Annotated in this window: 17 protein-coding genes and 1 riboswitch; of the genes, 6 read left to right on the top strand and 11 right to left on the bottom strand. The window is 59.5% G+C overall.

Annotated elements, in window-relative coordinates:
- Positions 1-2: 2 nt before the first annotated feature.
- Positions 3-1,892 carry a phosphomethylpyrimidine synthase ThiC gene (gene thiC / locus ACM6I5_RS26850; protein WP_414885017.1) on the bottom strand — a complete coding sequence of 630 codons (1,890 nt, stop codon included), beginning with the start codon at positions 1,890-1,892 and terminating at the stop codon, positions 3-5.
- Between the two features lie 168 nt (positions 1,893-2,060).
- Positions 2,061-2,166: riboswitch (TPP riboswitch) on the bottom strand.
- A 192-nt stretch (positions 2,167-2,358) separates the two neighbouring features.
- On the opposite strand from thiC, the gene ACM6I5_RS26845 reads away from it, so the two are divergent.
- Positions 2,359-3,792 (top strand): TolC family outer membrane protein, encoded by a 1,434-nt coding sequence (locus ACM6I5_RS26845; protein ID WP_414885016.1) that lies wholly within the window; start codon positions 2,359-2,361, stop codon positions 3,790-3,792.
- A gap of 174 nt (positions 3,793-3,966) precedes the next feature.
- Here ACM6I5_RS26845 and waaA read toward each other — a convergent pair whose 3' ends face one another.
- Together waaA and ACM6I5_RS26835 are read right to left on the bottom strand one after the other, a co-directional pair.
- Positions 3,967-5,247 carry a lipid IV(A) 3-deoxy-D-manno-octulosonic acid transferase gene (gene waaA, locus ACM6I5_RS26840; RefSeq protein ID WP_017336223.1) on the bottom strand — a complete coding sequence of 427 codons (1,281 nt, stop codon included), beginning with the start codon at positions 5,245-5,247 and terminating at the stop codon, positions 3,967-3,969.
- Between the two features lie 11 nt (positions 5,248-5,258).
- A complete protein-coding gene (locus ACM6I5_RS26835; RefSeq protein WP_414885015.1) occupies positions 5,259-6,161 on the bottom strand; it encodes a LysR family transcriptional regulator in 903 nt (300 codons plus the stop codon).
- 102 nt (positions 6,162-6,263) lie between these two features.
- Between ACM6I5_RS26835 and ACM6I5_RS26830 the strand changes: the two genes are divergently transcribed.
- The 4 genes from ACM6I5_RS26830 (at position 6,264) to ACM6I5_RS26815 (ending at position 9,653) form a co-directional block, all read left to right on the top strand.
- Positions 6,264-6,596: a DMT family transporter gene (locus tag ACM6I5_RS26830; RefSeq protein ID WP_008027887.1), complete on the top strand. Its 333-nt coding sequence runs from the start codon at positions 6,264-6,266 to the stop codon at positions 6,594-6,596.
- A gap of 72 nt (positions 6,597-6,668) precedes the next feature.
- Complete coding sequence (locus ACM6I5_RS26825) at positions 6,669-7,844, top strand: NAD(P)/FAD-dependent oxidoreductase (protein ID WP_414879983.1); 1,176 nt, start codon at positions 6,669-6,671, stop codon at positions 7,842-7,844.
- Positions 7,841-8,653 (top strand): aldo/keto reductase, encoded by an 813-nt coding sequence (locus tag ACM6I5_RS26820; RefSeq protein WP_017336220.1) that lies wholly within the window; start codon positions 7,841-7,843, stop codon positions 8,651-8,653. The genes ACM6I5_RS26825 and ACM6I5_RS26820 overlap by 4 nt, the downstream gene beginning before the upstream one ends.
- A 34-nt stretch (positions 8,654-8,687) precedes the next feature.
- On the top strand, positions 8,688-9,653 hold the full coding sequence (locus tag ACM6I5_RS26815; protein WP_017336219.1) for a hypothetical protein: 966 nt from the start codon (positions 8,688-8,690) through the stop codon (positions 9,651-9,653).
- A gap of 12 nt (positions 9,654-9,665) precedes the next feature.
- Here ACM6I5_RS26815 and ACM6I5_RS26810 read toward each other — a convergent pair whose 3' ends face one another.
- The 5 genes from ACM6I5_RS26810 to msbA form a co-directional block, all read right to left on the bottom strand.
- Positions 9,666-10,472, bottom strand: a complete 807-nt coding sequence (locus ACM6I5_RS26810; protein WP_414885014.1) for a hypothetical protein — start codon at positions 10,470-10,472, stop codon at positions 9,666-9,668.
- A 51-nt stretch (positions 10,473-10,523) separates the two neighbouring features.
- Positions 10,524-11,228 carry a hypothetical protein gene (locus ACM6I5_RS26805; protein WP_414885013.1) on the bottom strand — a complete coding sequence of 235 codons (705 nt, stop codon included), beginning with the start codon at positions 11,226-11,228 and terminating at the stop codon, positions 10,524-10,526.
- A 2-nt stretch (positions 11,229-11,230) separates the two neighbouring features.
- Positions 11,231-12,205 carry a glycosyltransferase gene (locus ACM6I5_RS26800; protein ID WP_414885012.1) on the bottom strand — a complete coding sequence of 325 codons (975 nt, stop codon included), beginning with the start codon at positions 12,203-12,205 and terminating at the stop codon, positions 11,231-11,233.
- Between the two features lie 128 nt (positions 12,206-12,333).
- The gene (gene hldE, locus ACM6I5_RS26795) at positions 12,334-13,755 is read right to left on the bottom strand and encodes a bifunctional D-glycero-beta-D-manno-heptose-7-phosphate kinase/D-glycero-beta-D-manno-heptose 1-phosphate adenylyltransferase HldE (RefSeq protein ID WP_017336215.1); all 1,422 of its coding nucleotides are present in this window, start codon (positions 13,753-13,755) and stop codon (positions 12,334-12,336) included.
- A gap of 176 nt (positions 13,756-13,931) precedes the next feature.
- Positions 13,932-15,734 (bottom strand): lipid A export permease/ATP-binding protein MsbA, encoded by a 1,803-nt coding sequence (gene msbA / locus ACM6I5_RS26790; protein ID WP_414885011.1) that lies wholly within the window; start codon positions 15,732-15,734, stop codon positions 13,932-13,934.
- A gap of 154 nt (positions 15,735-15,888) precedes the next feature.
- Here msbA and ACM6I5_RS26785 point away from each other — a divergent pair, with 154 nt between their 5' ends.
- On the top strand, positions 15,889-17,751 hold the full coding sequence (locus tag ACM6I5_RS26785; RefSeq protein WP_414885010.1) for an O-antigen ligase family protein: 1,863 nt from the start codon (positions 15,889-15,891) through the stop codon (positions 17,749-17,751).
- A gap of 94 nt (positions 17,752-17,845) precedes the next feature.
- On the opposite strand, the gene ACM6I5_RS26780 is transcribed toward ACM6I5_RS26785, so the two are convergent.
- Genes ACM6I5_RS26780 through ACM6I5_RS26770 form a run of 3 tightly spaced genes read right to left on the bottom strand, consistent with a single transcriptional unit; the run spans position 17,846 to position 20,762 of the window.
- Positions 17,846-18,730 carry a glycosyltransferase gene (locus ACM6I5_RS26780; protein WP_414885009.1) on the bottom strand — a complete coding sequence of 295 codons (885 nt, stop codon included), beginning with the start codon at positions 18,728-18,730 and terminating at the stop codon, positions 17,846-17,848.
- Complete coding sequence (locus tag ACM6I5_RS26775; protein WP_414885008.1) at positions 18,727-19,881, bottom strand: glycosyltransferase family 4 protein; 1,155 nt, start codon at positions 19,879-19,881, stop codon at positions 18,727-18,729. Before ACM6I5_RS26775 ends, ACM6I5_RS26780 begins: the two co-directional genes overlap by 4 nt.
- The gene (locus ACM6I5_RS26770; RefSeq protein WP_017336210.1) at positions 19,878-20,762 is read right to left on the bottom strand and encodes a DUF6625 family protein; all 885 of its coding nucleotides are present in this window, start codon (positions 20,760-20,762) and stop codon (positions 19,878-19,880) included. Before ACM6I5_RS26770 ends, ACM6I5_RS26775 begins: the two co-directional genes overlap by 4 nt.
- Positions 20,763-20,807 lie beyond the last annotated feature (45 nt).

Raw genomic sequence — 20,807 nt, 5'->3', positions numbered from 1 at the left:
GGTCAAACCTTCTTGTACAGCTGACTGCCTTCCTGCTTGAACCGCTCGGCCTGTTCCGCCAATCCCTGGGCGACTTCGGCATCGACGGTTTCGATCCGCTGGTTGGCCGCGTATTCACGGACTTCCTGGGTGATTTTCATCGAGCAGAATTTTGGCCCGCACATCGAACAGAAATGCGCGACCTTGGCCGAATCCTTCGGCAGGGTTTCATCGTGATACGAACGGGCGGTGTCCGGATCCAGGCCCAGGTTGAACTGGTCTTCCCAACGGAATTCGAAGCGCGCCTTGCTCAAGGCATTGTCGCGAATCTGCGCGCCCGGATGTCCCTTCGCCAGATCGGCAGCATGCGCGGCGATCTTGTAGGTGATGATCCCGGTCTTCACGTCATCCTTGTTCGGCAGGCCCAAGTGCTCCTTCGGCGTCACGTAGCAGAGCATGGCGCAACCGAACCAGCCGATCATGGCCGCACCGATACCCGAGGTGATGTGGTCGTAGCCCGGCGCAATGTCGGTGGTCAGAGGACCGAGGGTATAGAAAGGCGCCTCGTCGCAGCACTCGAGCTGTTTGTCCATGTTCTCTTTGATCAACTGCATCGGCACGTGGCCGGGGCCTTCGATCATGCATTGCACGTCGTGCTTCCAGGCGATCTTGGTCAGCTCGCCGAGGGTTTCCAGCTCACCGAATTGCGCAGCGTCGTTGGCGTCGGCAATCGAGCCCGGACGCAGGCCGTCGCCCAGCGAGAAGCTGACGTCGTAGGCCTTCATGATTTCGCAGATGTCTTCGAAATGAGTGTAGAGGAAGTTCTCTTTGTGGTGCGCCAGGCACCACTTGGCCATGATCGAACCGCCACGGGAAACGATGCCGGTCACGCGCTTGGCGGTCAGCGGCACGTAGCGCAGCAACACGCCGGCGTGGATGGTGAAGTAGTCGACGCCCTGCTCGGCCTGTTCGATCAGCGTGTCGCGGAACAGCTCCCAGGTGAGGTCTTCGGCAGCGCCGCCGACTTTTTCCAGGGCCTGGTAGATCGGCACGGTACCGATCGGCACCGGCGAGTTGCGGATGATCCACTCGCGGGTTTCGTGAATGTGCTTGCCAGTGGACAGGTCCATGACCGTGTCCGAACCCCAGCGAATGCCCCAAGTCAGTTTCGCCACTTCTTCTTCGATGGACGAACCCAAGGCACTGTTGCCGATGTTGCCGTTGATCTTCACCAGGAAGTTACGGCCGATGATCATCGGTTCCAGTTCGGTGTGGTTGATGTTGGCCGGAATGATTGCGCGACCGCGGGCGATCTCGTCACGGACGAATTCGGGGGTGATGATTTTCGGTACGCTGGCGCCGAAGCTGTGACCGACGTGTTGCTGGTCCAGCAACCCGGCGGCACGGGCCACTTCGAGCTTCATGTTCTCGCGGATGGCGACGTATTCCATCTCGGCAGTGATGATGCCTTTGCGCGCGTAGTGCATCTGGCTGACGTTGGCCCCGGCCTTGGCGCGGCGCGGGTTGTTGACGTGGGCGAAACGCAGCTTGGTCAGCTCGGCATCGGCGAGGCGTTCCTGGCCGAAGTTGGAACTCAAGCCCGGCAGCCGCTCGGTGTCGCCACGGGATTCGATCCACGGCGAACGCACATCGGCCAGGCCTTTGCGTACATCGATGATGACGTTGGGATCGGTGTACGGGCCCGAGGTGTCGTACACCACCACCGGTGCGTTGATCTCGCCGCCGAAATCGGTCGGGGTCACGTCGAGGCTGATTTCGCGCATCGGCACGAGGATGTCCGGACGAGAGCCCTGGACATAGATTTTTTGCGAACGGGTAAACGGCTGAACCGATTGTTGATCGACTTGGGCCGAGTCACTCAGGTTCGTAGTGTTTTTTAATTTTATCGTCATCACGGGCTCTCCAGACAGCTTCCAGGCAGTGGAATTTTGTCGGAGCGAACCTGTAACGAATGGACGCGACCAATCAGCCATGACATCGCTGTTGGTGCTGTGCTCAGTGCTCGAGGGGTGTTCGATTGTCGAACAACATCCCGGACGAAGCACAAGAGGACTCGCCGGGTGACGAGAAATCTTGTTCCCTACGCAGGCGCTAACCTGATCAGGTTCAACGGGATCCGAAATTATTCGATCTCAGCCTCATAGCAAGGCACCCCGACAAGAACCCGGCCAGTCTAGACACAAGTGGCAAAGAACGCCAACACCGCTGTAAACACCATGATGAATGGCGCAATTACAGGATTGTTGCGGAACGAGCGTGCAACTACACTCGCATCGGCCATGCAGCGCATTGACGCTACGTGGCCTGCGCCGTACCTTTGGCGCTCAAATTATCAGCGTAATTTTTAGGGATGGCCGCATGCTGCGCAAACTTTCACTGGCCCTTGCCGTGTCTTGTGCTTCCAATGGAATGGCCTGGGCAGCAGAAGCGCCCTTATCGACCAAGACCGATCTGGTCAGCGTCTACCAGGAGGCGGTGGACAATAACGCAGACCTGGCAGCCGCCCGCGCCCAGTACGGCGCCCAGAAAGAAGTCGTGCCCCAGGCCCGCGCCGGCCTGCTGCCGAATATCTCCGGCGGCGCCCAGGTGGCCAACGTGCGCACCGACATCGATCAACCAGCGGCCATCGCCAACCGCAGCGCCAACTCCTATCAGGCGACATTGGCTCAGCCGTTGTTTCGTGCCGATCGCTGGTTCCAGTATCAGGCCGCCAAGGACGTCAATGAGCAGGCAGCCCTGCAACTCTCGGCGACCGAGCAAAACCTGATTCTGCAAACCGCTGAAAACTACTTCAACGTGCTGCGCAGCCAGGACACCCTGGCCTCGACCAAGGCTGAAGAAGCGGCATTCAAGCGCCAGCTCGACCAGTCCAACGAGCGCTTCGATGTCGGCCTGTCGGACAAGACCGACGTGCTGCAATCGCAAGCCAGTTACGACACGGCACGGGCCAACCGGATCGTTGCCCAGCGCCAGGTGGATGATGCATTTGAAGCGTTGATCACCCTGACCAACCGTCAGTACAACTCGATCCAGGGCATCGTCCACACCTTGCCGATCCTGCCGCCGGCCCCGAACGACGCCAAGGCCTGGGTCGACACCGCTGCCAAACAGAACCTGAATCTGCTGGCCAGCAACTACGCGGTCAGCGCTGCCGAAGAAACCCTCAAGCAGCGCAAGGCTGGCCACGCGCCCACGGTGGATGCGGTGGCCAAGTATGAGAAAGGCGACAACGACGCCTTCGGTTTCAGCAACCCGAATGCCTTCCGCCAGTCTTATGGCGGCCCCGTCGAGCAGCGCACGCTGGCCCTGCAACTGAACATCCCGATCTACAGCGGCGGGCTGACCAGTTCGCAGGTGCGCGAGTCGTACTCGCGCCTGGACCAGACTGAACAACAGCGTGAAGGCCTGCGTCGGCAAGTGGTGGAAAACACCCGCAACCTGCACCGCGCGGTGAACACCGATGTGGAACAGGTACAGGCGCGCAAACAGTCGATCATCTCCAACCAGAGCGCAGTGGAAGCGACCGAAATCGGTTATCAGGTGGGCACGCGAAACATCGTTGATGTGCTCGATGCCCAGCGTCAGCTGTACACCTCGGTGCGCAATTACAACAACACCCGCTACGACTACATCCTCGACAACCTGCGCCTGAAGCAGGCCGCCGGTACGTTGAACCCGGGGGATTTGCAGGATCTGAAGCGCTATCTCAAGGCCGACTACAACCCGGACAAGGACTTCCTGCCACCGGATCTGGCCAAGGCTGCGGCAGAGCAGCTCAAAGCCCGGCCCTGAAGGAGCTTTGTGGCAGGGCTAACCTGTGGCGAGGGAACTTGCTCCCGCCGGGCTGCGAAGTGGCCCCAAACCCTGAGCACGCGGTCTGTCAGATAGACCGCAACGGCTGATTTCACGACTGCTTCACAGTCGAGCGGGAGCAAGCTCCCTCGCCACACTATTTCAGTGACAGACTCAGGGCTTGTCGATCAACCGCCCCAACCCCTCCAGCAACCGCTGCAACGCGCCCTGATTGGTGCGCATCACCTTCAACCCCGCCTGCGCCATCCGCTGCGCATCGCGCGGCAATTCGAACAGTCGCTGCACGGCCAAGGCCAGCCCTTCGGCATCCTCCACCTCCTGCAACGCGCCGGCGCTGCGCAACTGCGCGGCGATCTCGAGGAAGTTGAACAGGTGTGGCCCACTGAGCACCGGTTTCGCCAGGGCGGCGGGCTCCAGCAAGTTATGGCCACCGTTCGGCACCAGACTGCCGCCGACAAACGCGCTATCAGCCAAGGCATAAAGAAACAGCAACTCGCCCATGGTGTCGCCGAGCAACACCGAAGTCCCTGCGGTCACCGGTTCGCCGGTGGAACGACGGACCGTGGCGAAACCCTGCTGCTTGCACAGGTCGAACACCGAGTTGAATCGCTCCGGGTGACGCGGCACCAGAATCAGCAACGCATCGGGATGACCAGCCAGCAACTGCCGATGCGCCGCCAGCACCACTTCGTCTTCACCGTCGTGAGTACTGGCGGCGATCCACACCGGACGCTCCTGAGCCTGCCATTGCCCGCGAAGCTCAGCGGCGCGCAGGAGCAATTGCGGATCAATGGTCAGGTCGAACTTGATCGAGCCGGTCACTTCAACGGTTTCTGCACGGGCGCCCAACTCACGGAAGCGCTGGGCTTCGGCTTCGGTCTGCACCGCGAACAGACTCATCTCGGCGAGCATCGGCTGGGTCAGCTTGCCGAAACGGCCATAGCCTTTGGCCGAACGCTCGGATAGTCGTGCATTGGCCAGAGCGACGGGAATCCCGCGTTTGGCGCATTGATGGATATGGTTGGGCCAGAGTTCGGTTTCCATGATCACCGCCAGTGTTGGCCGGACCCGGTCCAGAAATCGCGCCGCTGCGCACGGCAAGTCGTAAGGCAAATAACAGTGCTGGATGCGCGGCTCGCTGGCGAACATCGCCTGGATGCGTTCGGAGCCGGTCGGGGTCATGCAGGTCACGGTGATCGGCAGCGCCGGATAGCGTTGCAGCAACGCGCGAATCATCGGCGCTGCGGCAATGCTTTCGCCCACCGACACCGCGTGTACCCAGATGCCGCCCGGCTTCATCGCTGGCAACCCGAGGGAGAAACGCTCGCCGATGCGTTTGGCATACGCCGGCGCCTTGCGCGAGCGCAACCATAGCCGAATCGCTACCAGTGGCAGCCCCAGGTAAAACAGCGCGGTGTAGAGAGTTCTATTCATGGCGGCGGAGTTTATCGGCTTTTCTCGCCGATCGCCTGCAAGTGCACGGCAAAACGTTCCGCCAGCCAGCGAGCCGCCGGGCCAAGGGGTTCGTCGCGCCGCCAGACCAATTCCACCACCAGCGCCGGCGGTGTCCATTCGCTGACCAGTTCGACCATCAAATCCTGATACGCCGGGTATTGCACCACGTGTCGCGGCAGCCAGGCCCAGCCGAGGCCCCGCACCAGCCATTCGGCCATCACGTAGAAGCTGTCGGCCCGCCAGACTTGCGGGCTGGCCGGCTCGCTGCCGGGGTAGACACTGGACTGCGTGGACATCAGCAGCTGTCGATGCTGCGCCAGTTCCTGACAGTTCACGGCAGCGTTCGCCGCCAACGGATGCCCGACGCCACAGACCGTAACCATTTCAACGCTGCCCAGCACGCGCCGCTCAAGCGCTTCGGGAATCTGGTCGTGATAAAACAGCAACCCCAGATCGGCCCGACGCTCCACCAGTTTGCGCGCCACATCACCCTGGGCCGCGCTGGTCAATTGCACTTCAAGGCTGGGAAATTGCTCGCCCAGTGCTTCGAAGCTTTCGATGATCGGCTGGTAGGGCATCGCCTCATCCTGAGCCACCCGCAGACGAGCCTCCTGCCCGCGCATCATCGCCAGCGCCCGACCGTTGAGTCGCTCGCACTGGCGCAGCACTTCCCGCGCCTCCTCCAGCAAGGCACTGCCGGCTTCGGTGAGTTTTGGCTGACGGCCGCTACTGCGGTCGAACAGGCTCACACCCAAGTCTTCCTCCAGCAACGCAATCGAGCTGCTGACCGCCGACTGCGCCTTGCGCTGATCCCGTGCGACGGCGGAAAACGATCGCTGCTCCGCTACGCTGACAAACAGCCGTAGCTGCTCCAGATTCCATTGCGTGTTCATGATCAACCCATCGCCATAACAGATAGGTAATGACTTTACCGCATCTGGAGAATCACTAAAATGCCGACCTCAGAAAGCAACACTTCACATGAGAATGCACCCATGACCGCTTACTACTACCTGGCCATTGCCATCTGCGCCGAAGTGATTGCCACTGTTTCGATGAAAGCGGTCAAAGGCTTCAGCACGCCGCTGCCGCTGATTCTGGTGATCGTCGGCTACGGCATCGCCTTCTGGATGCTGACGCTGGTCGTGCGCAGCGTTCCGGTGGGTGTGGCATACGCGGTGTGGGCCGGCATGGGGATCGTGATGGTCAGCGTTGCAGCGCTGTTTATTTACGGGCAGAAGCTGGATGTGCCGGCTATGTTGGGCATGGCGTTGATTGTGCTGGGTGTCGTCGTGATCCAGCTCTTCTCCAAAACCGCTGGGCATTGACGAAGGCTGCGATCTTTTTTCCCGTCCTAGCTCTGTATACTGCGCCCTCGTCTTGAACACTGAGGTCGCTGCATGCCATCCGTTATTTCCACCGACGTTTTGATTGTCGGCGCTGGTGTCGCCGGCCTCTGGCTGAATGCGCGTTTGCGCCGCCAGGGTTTTTCGACCGTGCTGGTGGAAAGCGCCAGCCTTGGCGGCGGGCAGAGTGTGAAGTCCCAGGGGATCATCCATGGCGGCGCCAAATACGCGCTGCATGGTGCCCTGACCGGCGCTTCGGAAGCCATCGCCGACATGCCCCGTCGCTGGCGTGAAGCCTTGGCCGGCGACGGCGAACTGGACCTGTCCGGTGTGCGCCTGCTGTCCGAAGCCCACTACCTGTGGTCTCCCGGCACGATCGCCGGCAACCTCACCAGTTTCTTCGCCAGCAAAGCCGTGCGTGGCCGCGTCGACCAGGTCAAGGGCGACCAACTGCCGCCGGCCCTGCAGGACAAGCGCTTCAAGGGCAAGGTCTACCGCCTGGCGGAGTTGGTGATCGACGTGCCGAGCCTGGTCCAGCGCCTGGCCGATCTGGCGGGCGATGGCTTGCTCGCCGGTCAGAACATCGAACCGCTGCTGGACGGTGACGTCCTGGTGGGCCTGAAGGTCGACGGGCGCGAGATCCGCGCCCAGCGCATCGTCTTGAGCGCCGGAGCCGGCACGGCGGCGCTGCTTGAAGCGCTGGGCCTGAGCCAGCCCGCCATGCAACGCCGACCGTTGCACATGATCATCGTCAAAGGCCCGAGCCTCAAACCGCTGTACGCCCACTGCCTGGGCGGCGGCACCAAACCGCGCATCACCGTCACCACGCACCCGGCCGCCGATGGCCAATGGGTCTGGTACCTGGGTGGCGACATTGCCGAAGCCGAAGGTGTTGCACGCGAACCTGCCGAGCAGATTGCCACCGCGCAGAAAGAACTCGGCCAGTTGCTGCCATGGATCGACTTGAGCACCGCGCACTGGGCGACCTTGCGCGTGGACCGCGCCGAGCCGCTGCAATCGGGCCTGACCCGTCCGGACAACGCCTTCCTTGCCGAAGAAGGCCGCTTGCTGGTCGGCTGGCCTACCAAACTGGCGCTGGCGCCGGACTTCGCCGACCGCGTGATCAACGCCTTGCAACGTGACGGCATCCAGCCAGGCCATCCGGCGCCGCTGCCCGAATTGCCGAAACCGCCGATGGGCGTCCCGGCCTGGGAGCAACTGCTGCCATGAGCCAACCCACCCTGCACGATGTGCATCGTCCACTGGGCAGCACCGGCCTGATGGTTTCGCCGCTGGGTCTGGGCACGGTCAAACTCGGCCGCGATCAAGGCGTGAAATACCCCAATGGCTTTCAGATTCCCGGCGATGACGAAGCGCGCATGTTGCTCAAACTCGCGCGCGATCTGGGCATCAACCTGATCGACACCGCCCCCGCCTATGGCCGCAGCGAAGAACGGCTCGGCCCGTTGCTGCGGGGGCAGCGCCAGGATTGGGTGATCGTCAGCAAGGTCGGCGAGGAATTTGCCGACGGTCTGTCCCGTCATGATTTCAGCGCTGCGCATACTCGCCTGTCGGTGGAACGCAGCCTGCAACGCCTGGAAACGGATTTTATCGATCTGGTGCTGGTGCATTCCGACGGCAACGACCTGGCGATCCTCAACGACAGCGAAGTCTATACGACCCTCGCCGCGCTCAAGGCCGAAGGCAAGATTCGCGGCTATGGTTTCTCCGGCAAAACCGTCGAAGGCGGTTTGAAGGCTCTGGAGCAAGGTGATTGCGCGATGGTCACCTACAATCTGAACGATCAGAACGAGAAGCCGGTCATTGACTATGCTGCTGCACACGGCAAAGCCATCCTGGTCAAGAAAGCCCTGGCCAGCGGTCATGTCTGCCTGAGCCCGGGTGTAGACCCGGTGCGCGCCAGCTTCGAGTTGTTGTTTGAACATCCGGGTGTCGCCAGTGCTATTGTCGGGACCATCAATCCGCTGCACCTCGCCCACAACGTCGCGACCGTTGCCCAGGTCCTACGTAGCAACTGATGCCGCCCCTCGCGGCCTTAAAGCAGGAGCCGACATGCCGCGTACGCTCATTAGAAAGAATCCGAGCAACTTCAAGACCCTGCCGTTATTCGTCGAAGCGACTCCCGAAGGCTTGAACTACCAGAGCGTCGGGATGCCGCTCAATTTTTCCCAGACCCTGCAGCGTCGCCGCCCGGTGACGGTGGCTGACAACGAGCGGTTCGCGCTGGAGCTGGCCAACCTCGGGGTCTCGGTGCGCCTGACCCTGCATTGGCAGAATCGCGATTACTGGGTGCTGGTACGCCAGCGTCGGCAGGATCGTGGCGACGTGGTGCTCAAACTGATCTCAGGTTATGTACCGGCCCACGAGCTGAACCTGCCCCTGCACACGGCGATTCAGGAGATAGCCGAAGAGTGCCTGCTGGAAACTCCGGAAGGCTGGCTCGGTGGACGTTTCAACGACACCTGGCTGCCAGCGCCCTACTCGTCTGCGTTGCACTATCGCGAGGCCTTGCCCTTTCGCCTCACCCCGTTTTCCGGCTCGGCGCGGCCGGTGCGTTGCGCCAACATGCAACTGATCGAGCGTCCGCGGGCTTACGTGCACCTGCCGACAGCGTCGCTGCAACTGATCTATGACTTGCGCCTGGATGTGCCCAGGGAAGCCAAGTCCCTGAGCCTGTTTCATGTCGACGAACGACTGGAAGGCGACCAACTGGTGGCCCGCCTGGATCGTAAACGTCCGGATCTGTACTTGATGCCTCTGGAAGATGGCGTCCCGCGCCCCGAGTTGTACACGCTCAAGCGCGACAAACTTATACCCGCCAGTACCCGTGGACTGTATCTGGCGGAGAGCTTTGCCATCCAGGAAGGCTGGACAGTGCGCGAGGAGCGTATTCGCTGGAAGGACTGGGTTGCACAACAAGGGCTGGAAGCACCCAAAGCCCCGCGACGGGGACTGAAGAAACTGAGCGTCAAGGCCTTGCGCCTGGTGCGGTTGGTACAGGGAAGCTTGCGCAAATAAATCAGGTTCGATCTAACCGGCTCGTTGTTTGTCCATGAAGGTGCGTAACCGCGCAAAAAAATGGAAATAGCGATTCTCGCGCTTGCCCATGCCGCGCTTGGGAGAGAACGATTCTTCGGCAAAGGCGCCGTTGATACGAACACGCGACGCCTGGGTCTCCAGGGTGCAGATCTTCGCCCCTGCCTGTTGCAGTGCAAATTTGAGCAGCCGCTCGGAGTGCAACTTCCTTCCCGTCACTTTACTGAAATCGAACATGCGCTCGATCCTTTTGCCGTACGCGACGTAGGTGTCGCGACCACAAATGGCAAAACGATCATTCAGCCCGCCCCACCACTGCCAGTCGGGAATGTAGGTATTACGTCGCCGGGCTTCTGCGTGCTTGAACACATAAGCGGGAAGCTGTGTATGAAAGAAAATGTCCGGCCGCACGTAGACGACGAAATCAGGATTGAAAGATTCCATCATGGTCGTAACGGTGTGCAGCGAATTGAGTTGATAGATCAGGTTTCTGAGTGAGGCGTAGTCATCTGCCCAGGTATCGCCCAGCGCTTTCACTTGTTCAAAGTTCCAGCGCTCCAGCACACCCTCGGTCGAGGTCAGTTGCCCGGTCATGGTTTCGAAGGGCTCGTAGTTGTCAGCCTTCAGCTCACCTTGCTCGCCCGAACGGGAGTTCTGCACTTCGTCGATCTTGTACAGGTGATAAAAGCATTTTACGTTGCTGTCGGAAGGAAGCAGCGCCAGGACGTTTTCTTGAATGGAAGGAAAGCAGATCTGCGAATTTCTCGGGATACCAAAAAAAGCCACCGCAATATTCAACACTACAGCACCCCTTGAAAAATAATCAGGCCCCTGTGGGCAACCGGCGACAAATCATCCGCGATCAAACAGCCTCTGCCACCAACGTCGACGCCGCAGAGGTATCACGATAACGTCTGAGTTTTTCAGCCAGTCACGCTCATAATCCCAGGCATGCCCGCCCCAGCGTTTACCCGCCTCGTCGGAAAAACCTAACGTCATGAGCTGATAGTCATACCCTGCCTGCCCGCGCAGCCAGTCGAACAGCACCAGCGCATTGAAACCGGTGGTGGGTCCGACATAGCGTTTACCGCCCGGGCGATCGACCGGGTAGTTCCACAATGCCGGCAACGGGATACGCTCCCAATAGAGCGCCACCTGTGGCAAGGGACACATGGCCCCGGTGCAACCGACTAGCATCGTGAAACACCGCGCGTCGGCCTGCCGGAAAAGCCGCTGCACTTCAGGCCCGTAAGGAAGACCAAAAAAATAGGCGTCCGGCGAATTGAAACCATGAACGAAGAGATTAACGCTTTGTGGGGAAAGCAGCGGCGCCAGGACACACTTGTTGAAGCTGACGACGACATCGTCGGCGCCGATGTTCAGCGCCTGGAAATCGTCCCGGGTAATCGCTGGATTGTTGGCAACCAGCAGAACCCGCGGCGCCCTGCGCAGACACTCCTTCAGTTCCTGCGGCAGCCCGCCCGGAACAGACTGATGACCACCGGGCAATGCGTCCAGCGCCATTGGCTCATCGGCTTGGGACGGAGGATTTTCCATGGTTACTCTGGAACCTGCATACCGTAACGCAGCTTTACCCACAGGCGAGTCAACAATGAAGGTGGCTGCCAAGGACGCATTTCACGCTGAATCTCGGCAGCGAGCGTGCGCCCCACCCGAGCAAAGGAATACTGGCTCTCGGCGAACGCCTGCCCGTTACTGGCGATACGAGCCGTCAGCAACGGGTCGCTCTGCAGCAGCTGGAGTTTTTCCACGGCCTCATCTTCAGAGCGATAGAAAACCGTGTTGTGCATGTCCTGGAAACCCAGCAATTGGTCTTCTTCGCCCTGACTCCAGGCCAGCAATACACAGCCACACGCCATTGCTTCAAAGTTCTTGATCATGAATTCATTCATGCCGATATCGGCACTCACGAAAATCTTGATGCGATTGAGCATTTCCAGATACTCAGCGCCCGATTTGGTGCGGCCCACCAACATGCCGGTACGCCGGGAAAGGGACTCCAGAAGCGCCCTGCGCTGCGCGTATTCAGTACTTTTCAGACTGCCCAGAAAAGCCACCGGGATGTCCCGGACACTGTTGGTGTTTTGCAGCATTTGTTCGTCATATCCCTTCGAAACGAACACTGCATCAATGTTTTCCGCTTGCAACCGACGCGCTACGACAGCGCCGGAAACCAGCGCGCGAGAGCTGGGCAGACGACTGTAAAGACGCGAGTAAACCCGAAGGTATTTACTCGCGGGCATATAGTTCTGATAAGCATCATGCTCGAGGAAGACCAGGCCCGGAATACATTTCAGGACCCGTAGTTGAGGAACCAGGCGCTTGACCCTGGAGAAGATCACGACCCGGTCGAAATTCTGGTAATTGACAGAGGCCAGGAACGGACCGAGCTTCATTTGTTGCTTTTTGCTCAGGCGATAAACGACACACTCGTCGCAGTTCTGCTGCACGATTTCATACAGTCGATCCAGAATCACGCGTTGCTCGCCCATCACCAGGAGCATGACTTTCATAGATCATTTACCACGAGACAAAGCAGGCAAACGCACGGGGCCATACCCACTAAAATCCTCGGGGAGGCTGATATCCTCACAATAAAACCTGTTTATACGCCGTATGAAACGGGAATCACTAATACTCATCAATGACTTCGAATCTTCTCGACAATCGCTGTCGTCGAGCTGTTTTCCACCAATCCCAGCACCTTCACAGTACCACCGTAGGCCGTCACGATGTCGGCACCGACCACTTGATCGATCCCGTAATCGCCCCCCTTCACCAGCACGTCCGGCTTGACCTCGCGCAGCAGGTTTTCAGGAGTGCCTTCAGGGAAGCTGATCACCCAATCCACCGCGCCCAGCCCCGCCAGCACAGCCATGCGACGGTCAACGCTGTTGATCGGACGTCCCGGCCCTTTCAGACGGCTTACCGATGCATCGTCGTTGACCGCAACGATCAAGCGATCCCCTTGGGCCCGTGCCTGCTCTAGGTAGGTCACATGACCGGCATGCAGGATGTCGAAACAACCGTTAGTGAAGACGATTTTCTCTTTGTGCGCACGCGCATCGTCTACCGCCAGCAGTAACTGCTCCAGGCCCAATACACCGCGCTCGGAACCTTCCTCACGCTGGATGGCACGCCGCAGCTCCGGAGCGCTGATGGCCGCCGTACCGAGCTTGCCGACCACGATGCCCGCCGCCAGGTTGGCCAACGCCACTGCGTGGGGCAATTCTTCGCCAGCGGCGATCGCGGCCGCCAGGGTGGAAATCACCGTGTCGCCGGCACCGGTCACGTCGAACACTTCCCGCGCGCGCGCGGGCAAGTGCAACGCGGGATGATCCGGACGCAGCAGGGTCATGCCGTGTTCACCACGAGTCACCAGCAACGCGCCAAGGTCCAGGTCGTGCATCAGTTGCGCGCCCTTGCTCACCAGTTCGTGCTCATCGGCGCAACCGCCGACGATCGTTTCGAATTCGCTGAGGTTCGGGGTAATCAGGCTCGCCCCCCGGTAGATCGAGAAATCCTTGCCCTTGGGATCGGCCAGCACCGGAATGCCACGGGCACGGGCGGCCTGGATCAGTACCTGATGATTTTTCAGCGCGCCTTTGCCGTAGTCGGACAACACCAGCACCTTGATGCCTTCAAGCAACTCGTCAACTTGCTCGCCCAGCGCCAGGGCGTCGGTAGCAAAGGGTTCTTCGAAGTCGATACGCAGCAACTGCTGGTGTCGACTCATGACCCGCAACTTGACGATGGTCGGCTGGTGCGCAATACGCTGGAACAATGCGCGCACACCAGCACCCTTGAGGCTGTTGGCCAGGCTGTCGGCAGCTTCGTCGTCGCCGGTCACACCGACCAGCGAGGCCGGTGCGCCAAGCGCGGCAATGTTCAGGGCAACGTTAGCGGCACCGCCCGGGCGGTCCTCGATTTGCTCGACCTTGACCACCGGTACCGGCGCCTCAGGGGAAATCCGTGAGGTACCACCATGCCAATAACGGTCGAGCATGACATCGCCGACCACCAAGACAGGGGCTTGATCGAATCGCGGCATGGACAACTTCATGGAGCATCCCACATACAAAATGAACAAGGGCGGGATATTAGCACAGGGTTGGCGCAGGGCTTGCGCATGGCATGAACGAGGGTGCCAAAAGCAAAAAAATCGCAGCCTGTAAACGTTCTAAAACGACAGACTGCGACTCTTTTCAGTCGTTCACGACGAACGAACGTCGACAGGAATCAGGCGATATCTTCAGCCGGGGCATCAAGCCCCATGGCATTCAGGCGGGCGTAATAACCATTTTGCGCCAACAGTTCGGCGTGCGTGCCGCGCTCGACGATCCGGCCCTGATCCATCACCAGGATCAGGTCGGCCTTTTCGATGGTCGACAGACGGTGAGCAATCACCAGGGTCGTGCGGCCTTTCATCACTTGATCCAGGGCCGCCTGGATATGCCGTTCCGATTCGGTGTCCAGTGCCGAGGTGGCTTCGTCGAGAATCAGCAAAGGCGCGTTCTTCAACAGGGCCCGGGCAATCGCCAGACGCTGGCGCTGGCCACCGGAAAGCAATACACCGTTCTCGCCGACCTGAGTGTCCAGGCCTTCGGGCAGTTGTGCGATGAAGTCCATCGCATAAGCGTCTTTCGCCGCTTTTACGATGTCTTCACGGGGCGCACCGGCCAGATCGCCGTACGCGATGTTGTTGGCCACGGTATCGCTGAACAACGTCACGTGCTGGGTGACCTGGGCGATGTGCTTGCGCAGGTTCAGCAGTTTGTACTGTTCCACCTCGACGCCATCGATCAGGATTTCGCCCTTGTCGTGGTGATAGAAACGCGGAATCAGGTTGGCCAGGGTCGACTTGCCGCTGCCCGACCGCCCGACCAGCGCCACCATTTGCCCGGGCTCGACCGAGAAACTGATGTCGTCGAGTACCTGACGCTCGGTGCCAGGATAGGTGAAGCTCAGATGCCGCACATCCAGGCGTCCGGTCACCGCATCGCGTTCGACGGTACCGGCATCGACTTCCGGTTCAACGTCCAATTGTTCGAAGATGCTTTCGGCGCCCGCCACGCCTTTTTGAATGGTCGAGCTGACTTCGGACAATTGACGGATCGGCTTGGGCAGCAGGCCCGCCAGGGTGATGTAGGCCACCATGTCACCGGCGGACGCATCGCCACGCAGGAAAAGGACCAGGAACATCAGCACGGCCATGGCGCTGTAGATCACCAACTGCAGCAGCGGCGTGTAGATAGCGCCGGTGCGGGTCATGCGCAATTGCTTGTCGGTGTTGCCCTGGCTGGCATTGAAGAAACGCTTCTGTTCGTAGACTTCGCCGCCGAAACTGCGCACCACACGATAACCCTGGATGGTTTCCGACGCCACGTGCGTCACGTCGCCCATGGCCGCCTGGATCTTCTTGCTCTGCTTGCGGAATTTCTTGCTCGCGGTACGGACCATCAACGCGATCAGCGGCAGGATCGCGACCATGACCAGAGTCAGGCGCCAGTTCATGAACAGCAGCGAGGCAAACAGGAAGATCACCGTCATGCCTTCACGGATTACGACCTTGATCGCATCTGTGGCCGCCCCCGTGACCATGGTCACGTTGAAGGTGATGCGGGAAATCAGATGACCGGAGTTATGCTTGTCGAAATACCGGTTGGGCAGGACCAGCAGGTTATTGAACAACTCAACCCGCAGGTCGTGGACCAGCCCGAGAGAAACCTTGGCCAGGAAGTAGTTGCCCAGATAAGATCCCAACCCCTGCCAGGCGGCGATCAAAATGATCAGCAACGGCACGGCTTGCAGCAGTTGCAGGTCGCGCAGGTAGGGGACACTGGGAAAGAGCACCGCTTCGGGATTGGACAGGCCATCGACGAAGTACTTAAGGATGTAGCCGAGCATTGGCTGCGTCGAAGCGAAAATCAGAAAACCGACGATGCTGATCAGGAACAGGCCGATGTACGGCCGGACATAACCGAGCAGACGGAAGTAGATTTTCAAGCTCGAGGGGCTTGCGGAGAGACTGGAGTCGGCCATATCACGCGAATGTCGATAAAAAGGACGCTGACTTTAGCACAGCTTCCCCAGGGTTCTGGCAATCCCATAAAGGCTGTTATTGTTAGTCGGCGCAAACAGTATCATATAGCCACCATCGGAATGGCCGATCAACTTCAGGATTGAATTTCTCAACATGCGACTCAGTGGTTTCAACAGTACGTCCAATCGAGTTTTCGATTTCATTTGCCTGTGGGTGCTTCCACTGGGCTATCTTTTACTTCTGTGCTCGCTGTTCTTCCTGCCGGACCGCAGCCTGCTTCACAAGCTCTACTATGGTTTGTTCAGCATTCCAGCGCTGGTGGCGCTTTGCCTGCGACCGCGCGAGCTCAAAGAGTTGCTGCGCGAGCCGATTTTCATTGCGATGCTGCTGTTCGCCGGGTGGGCGCTGTTGAGTCTGTGCTGGAGCCCGGGCGATGAAGGGTTTTCCGGCAAGATCAAGCCACCGCTCCACACGCTGATGCTGTTCGTCGGGTGCTACCTGCTGGTGCGCTATCGCAACGATATCGTCCAGCCCCTGCTGTTCAGCGCCGCCATGGTCGGTCTGGTTGCGTCGGTCTACAACCTGTACGTGTTTGCCCACATCTATGAGCCGGGCCAACGCCTGATTGGTGGCGGCGCATTCGACAATCCATTGTTGAGCTCGCACTTGTTCGGCTTCTTCTGCGCCTATTGGCTGAGCCTGAGCATGACCTGCAAGCGCCCGCAGATACTCTGGTTGAGTGTCCCGGCAATGGTGATCATGTTCATTGCGGTGATCGCCACCGGCTCCCGGACACCGCTGGTTGCACTGACACTGGCGGCGTTGTGGCTGAGTTTCATCTGCTGGAATCGCCGATCAATCGTACTACTGGGCATCATGCTCGTCGGCGGAGCGTCGGTGATTGCATTTTTTTCGAACATGATTTTCGGACGAGGCGACTCCTACCGTTTCGAAATCTGGCAGATGGTCCTGCAAAAAATCGCCGAAAGCCCGTGGATCGGGCACGGCTACGACGCCAGCTTGGATGTCGATGTCGGCCTGGGCTACACGCTGGCAGAACCCCACAGCTTCGCTTTGGGGGTTCTTTACTACGTCGGCATTTTCGGCTTTATCCCGTGGCTGTTCTTCCAGGCCTGGGGCCTGCTGAGCAGCTGGCGCCATCGCGTGCAACCGCTGTTCATCATCGCCTCCACCTGGCTGGTGTTCGGTATCGGCGCGGGTCTGACCGAAGGCGGCGGGATCATTTCACGCCCCAAGGAACACTGGTTCCTGTTGTGGATTCCTCTGGCACTGATCGCCGCGCTGAGCATCAACCAGCGCGCTGGTCGCCTGCTGGCCGTTTCGATCAAGAGACTGACGCAACCGGCCCTGCAAGCGTTGACCACCCACGCACGGGTGATTGAAGAAGATGGCCTGGGGCCGAAGGTCCTGCGCTTGGCCGATGACAGCTTCCTCAAGTTGTTCCGACCTCGTCGCTGGTACACTTCGGGCAGTTTCAACGCCTACTCCGAACGCTTTGCCGTCAATAGCGAGCGACTGCGCAACATGGGATTCCCGACGCCGCAGATCCTCGACCTGTACCGCTTGGACGATGGCGGCAGTGCCGTGCACTACACCCCCCTGCCGGGAAATACCCTGCGCCAGGTCCTGCAAGCGATCACGGCTCCGGACGTGCGACAGGCGCTGGTGGAACGCTTCGGCAAGTTCATGGCGCAGTTGCATGAGCAAGGGGTGTATTTCCGCTCCCTGCATCTGGGTAATGTGCTGGTGCTGGAGGACGGCGAGTTCGGTCTGATCGACGTGGCGGACCTGCGCATCTACCCTTCGTCACTGAGCCTGTCTTTGCGTCAGCGCAACCTGCGTCATATGCAGCGATACACCGTCGATCGACGCTGGTTGTTCGAGGATCATTTCCAGGCATTGCTGCAAGGGTATGCCGTGACAGCATCGAAATCTGCGGTGGACACCCTGCACAAACAAGTGCTGGCTGCGAGCTCACCCGCCCAGGTTCACTGATTAGCAACGCGCAACGAAAAAGAGCAGCCTCGGCTGCTCTTTTTGTTTGGCCAGTCCTGGCACACCGGACTGCGGCCCGGATTCAGCCAATGGCTCAATCCTTTTCCAGAGGCGAGAAATACAAGCGCCCCAGACCACGCCAGGTCTTCTTGTTCCAAGCCTTGAACGGAATCTGCGCCAGCAGCTCACGCGCCAGTATTCGGTCTCGATTGGCAGTCTTCAGGAACATCGAACTGAGAAACTTGTAGCGCACGTGATCGTACAGCGGGTGATCGCTGAACAAGGCATAGGTACGCAGAATGTTGTCGATCATGAAACGGTGATTCTTGTAGGAATTGGTGGCGTGCTTGCGATAGCGCGCCATAAGCACGTTCAAACCATCAATGAAGTAGCCGGCATGGGTCACCTTCAGTTCGATCAGCAAATCTTCCAGGCGAATGTTCGGATCGAACCCGCCGACCTTGTCCAGCGCTTCGCGGCGGATCATCAGGGTCGGTGCCGGCGGATAGGGCTTGCGCTCGAGGAACATGTCATCGAAGTCCAGGCGGCGGAACGGCACATCGCGGCGCTGGCGCGACTCCGGGTACGCAATGCCGTCAGCGTCCATCAGCTCGATATTGCCGGCGCAGATGCCGACCTCGGGCTTGCCATCCATGTGCGCGACCTGCGTGGCGATGCGCTCGGGCAACATGATGTCATCGGAACCGAAGGGCACGATCAGACTGCCCTTTGCGCGCGCAATCGCACCGTTGAGGGTATTGGTCAGCCCCTGATTCTGCTGAACACGGAAATCAAAACCGTGTTGCGCCTGCAAAGCGTTGATCCGCTCGACACTGTCATCGCTGGAGCCATCATCGACCACCAGCAGCTCGATGTTCGAATAGGTCTGGTTGAGGACGCTGAGAATGCTCTCCTCAATATAACGACCGTGGTTATACGACGCGATGATGACCGTGACGATGGGTTGTGCGTCGCTCATGATTGTTCCTTGCGGGCCTTGCTCAAGCCGGAGTCGATCAGGTTCAGGTATTCCTGGCGGAACACCTCGATATCGTGTTGTTCCTGGAGATAACGGTAGGCTTGTTCGCCCTTGGCCTTGAGCGCGTCATCCGGTAGTTCGAGGTAAGTATCCAGTGCCGCGACCAGACTCGGCACATCCTTCGGCGTAATCGCCAGACCGCCCGCGCCCTGAATCAACGGCAGCATCGCCGGTACCTTGGAGGCGATCACCGGAAGGTGACCGCTCATGCCTTCGAGCAATGCCAGCCCGAGACCTTCGGCCAGCGATGGCATGGTCCAGATGTCAAAGGCGCGAACGTACTGCAAGGCGTTTTCCTTGAAGCCCAGCAGGTGCGCACGTCCGCTCAGGCCCAGACGCTCGATCTCGGCGGCCAGGCGCGACTCTTCGCGGCCGGCACCGATGATCGCCAAATGAGTATTCGGGTATTTGTCCTTGAGTGCCGCAAACGCCTGCAACAGGTAAGTGTGCCCCTTGACCGGCACCAACCGGCCCAATGCGCCGATCAGTCGCACCGACGGATCAATCCCGAGCAGTTCACGGGCGCGCTCGCGGCTGTGTTGCAAGCCTTCGGCCTGTTCGATGTCGATCGCATTGGTAATGGCGTAGGTATTCTGGTCGGTGAAACCGCAGTCACAGTCCAGCAGGTACTGTTTGACCGCCGGCGACACACCGACAAATCGCCAGTGACGATCGATCAGACGCTGGGTCTGGCGACGTCGGTAGAATCGGTCGTACTCACCAAAGCCATGGGAGATGCCGATGCACAATGGCACTTTCAACCAGCGGTTGAGCGTCAGCATCATGTTGACCGGCTTGAAGCGGTTGCAGATCACCACATCGAATTTTTCTTTACGGCAAAACTGATACAGCCGCCACATGGCGCGCAAGCGCATGCCCTTGAGCGACTTGTCGGAAAACTCGAAATAAACGGAACGCGCGGCACGGCTCACGGCCTCGCCCGGCCCGGGCTTGCCGCGCAGAAACGCCGCGGTCACCTCATAGCGATCGCCCGGCAAAGCCTTGACGATCTGCTCTGCCAGGTCGGCAAAGTCATGGGCTTTGACATTGTAGTCAGGCTGCAACTGCAGAACCTTTGACCGTTGACTCATAACTCTCCCCGGTGAAAACCAGTCGCGTCGATGACCCAGGCGGGTTCAGCGGCGAGGCGCTTGATCTCCGCCGGATCGGGTTGAGGCAACCGTGGCCACTCGTTGCGTTTCCAGCAAACGAAATGGAAATACGGAAACCGGCGATCGCCATCGCGATCATTGGTCAGATGGCCGTCGCGCCAAAACCATTGGTGCGGGAAATTATCGGTCCCGTCATGCCACTTGATGCAACCACCGGGCGTACTGAATGCCTCGGTGAATTCACTGCGTCGACGCCACGGGTTGAACTTGCCCACCAACTTGAACAAGGGCTGGGGAAAATTCTTGCGCCAGAGAAAGATTCGACTGAATGCACCTTCGTCGATCGCATGATGTTTCTGATCGGTGAAACGCGCTTCCCAGTCCTTGATCTGCCTGAACAACTCACGCTTGCGGGGGGTGTTTCTGATCAGGCAAAGATGCCCGGCCACTCGCCGCTCGTGAGTGGAGTACAGGTCGTACGAAGCGAGACGATCTGCGGTGAAGTAGCTGCGCAAGTCGCCGTACACCAGATCAATGTCGCCGAAGGCCCAGAAATCATAGCCCTCCAGGCGGTCGGCATGAATCAGTCCGAACGCAGGCCTGATGTCGCACAGTTTGTAAGCCTGGGTCGGCGCAAAATCGATACCCAGCCGCTGGGACACCAATCCACAGTAATCGCTGAACATCATGCATTCGATGGTCACGTTGGGCGGCAGATTCTCGGGAACCCCGCAGTCGGTGAAGAACAGCCAGTCGATGTCCGGATTGCGACGGCAGCTCTCCAGAAAAAACGGCATCCAGAAGGGCCAGCTGCCGAAATAAGGCATCAGAAACAAAATACGCGGGCATGGATTAATCACGGATAACTCGCTGTCAATGCTGGGAACGCCACCATGCTAGGCAGA

The sequence above is a fragment of the Pseudomonas sp. IT-P171 genome, assembly GCF_949767765.1.
In the GTDB taxonomy this organism is placed as follows: domain Bacteria; phylum Pseudomonadota; class Gammaproteobacteria; order Pseudomonadales; family Pseudomonadaceae; genus Aquipseudomonas; species Aquipseudomonas fluorescens_B.
This window is presented reverse-complemented; position numbering and strand designations above follow the sequence as displayed.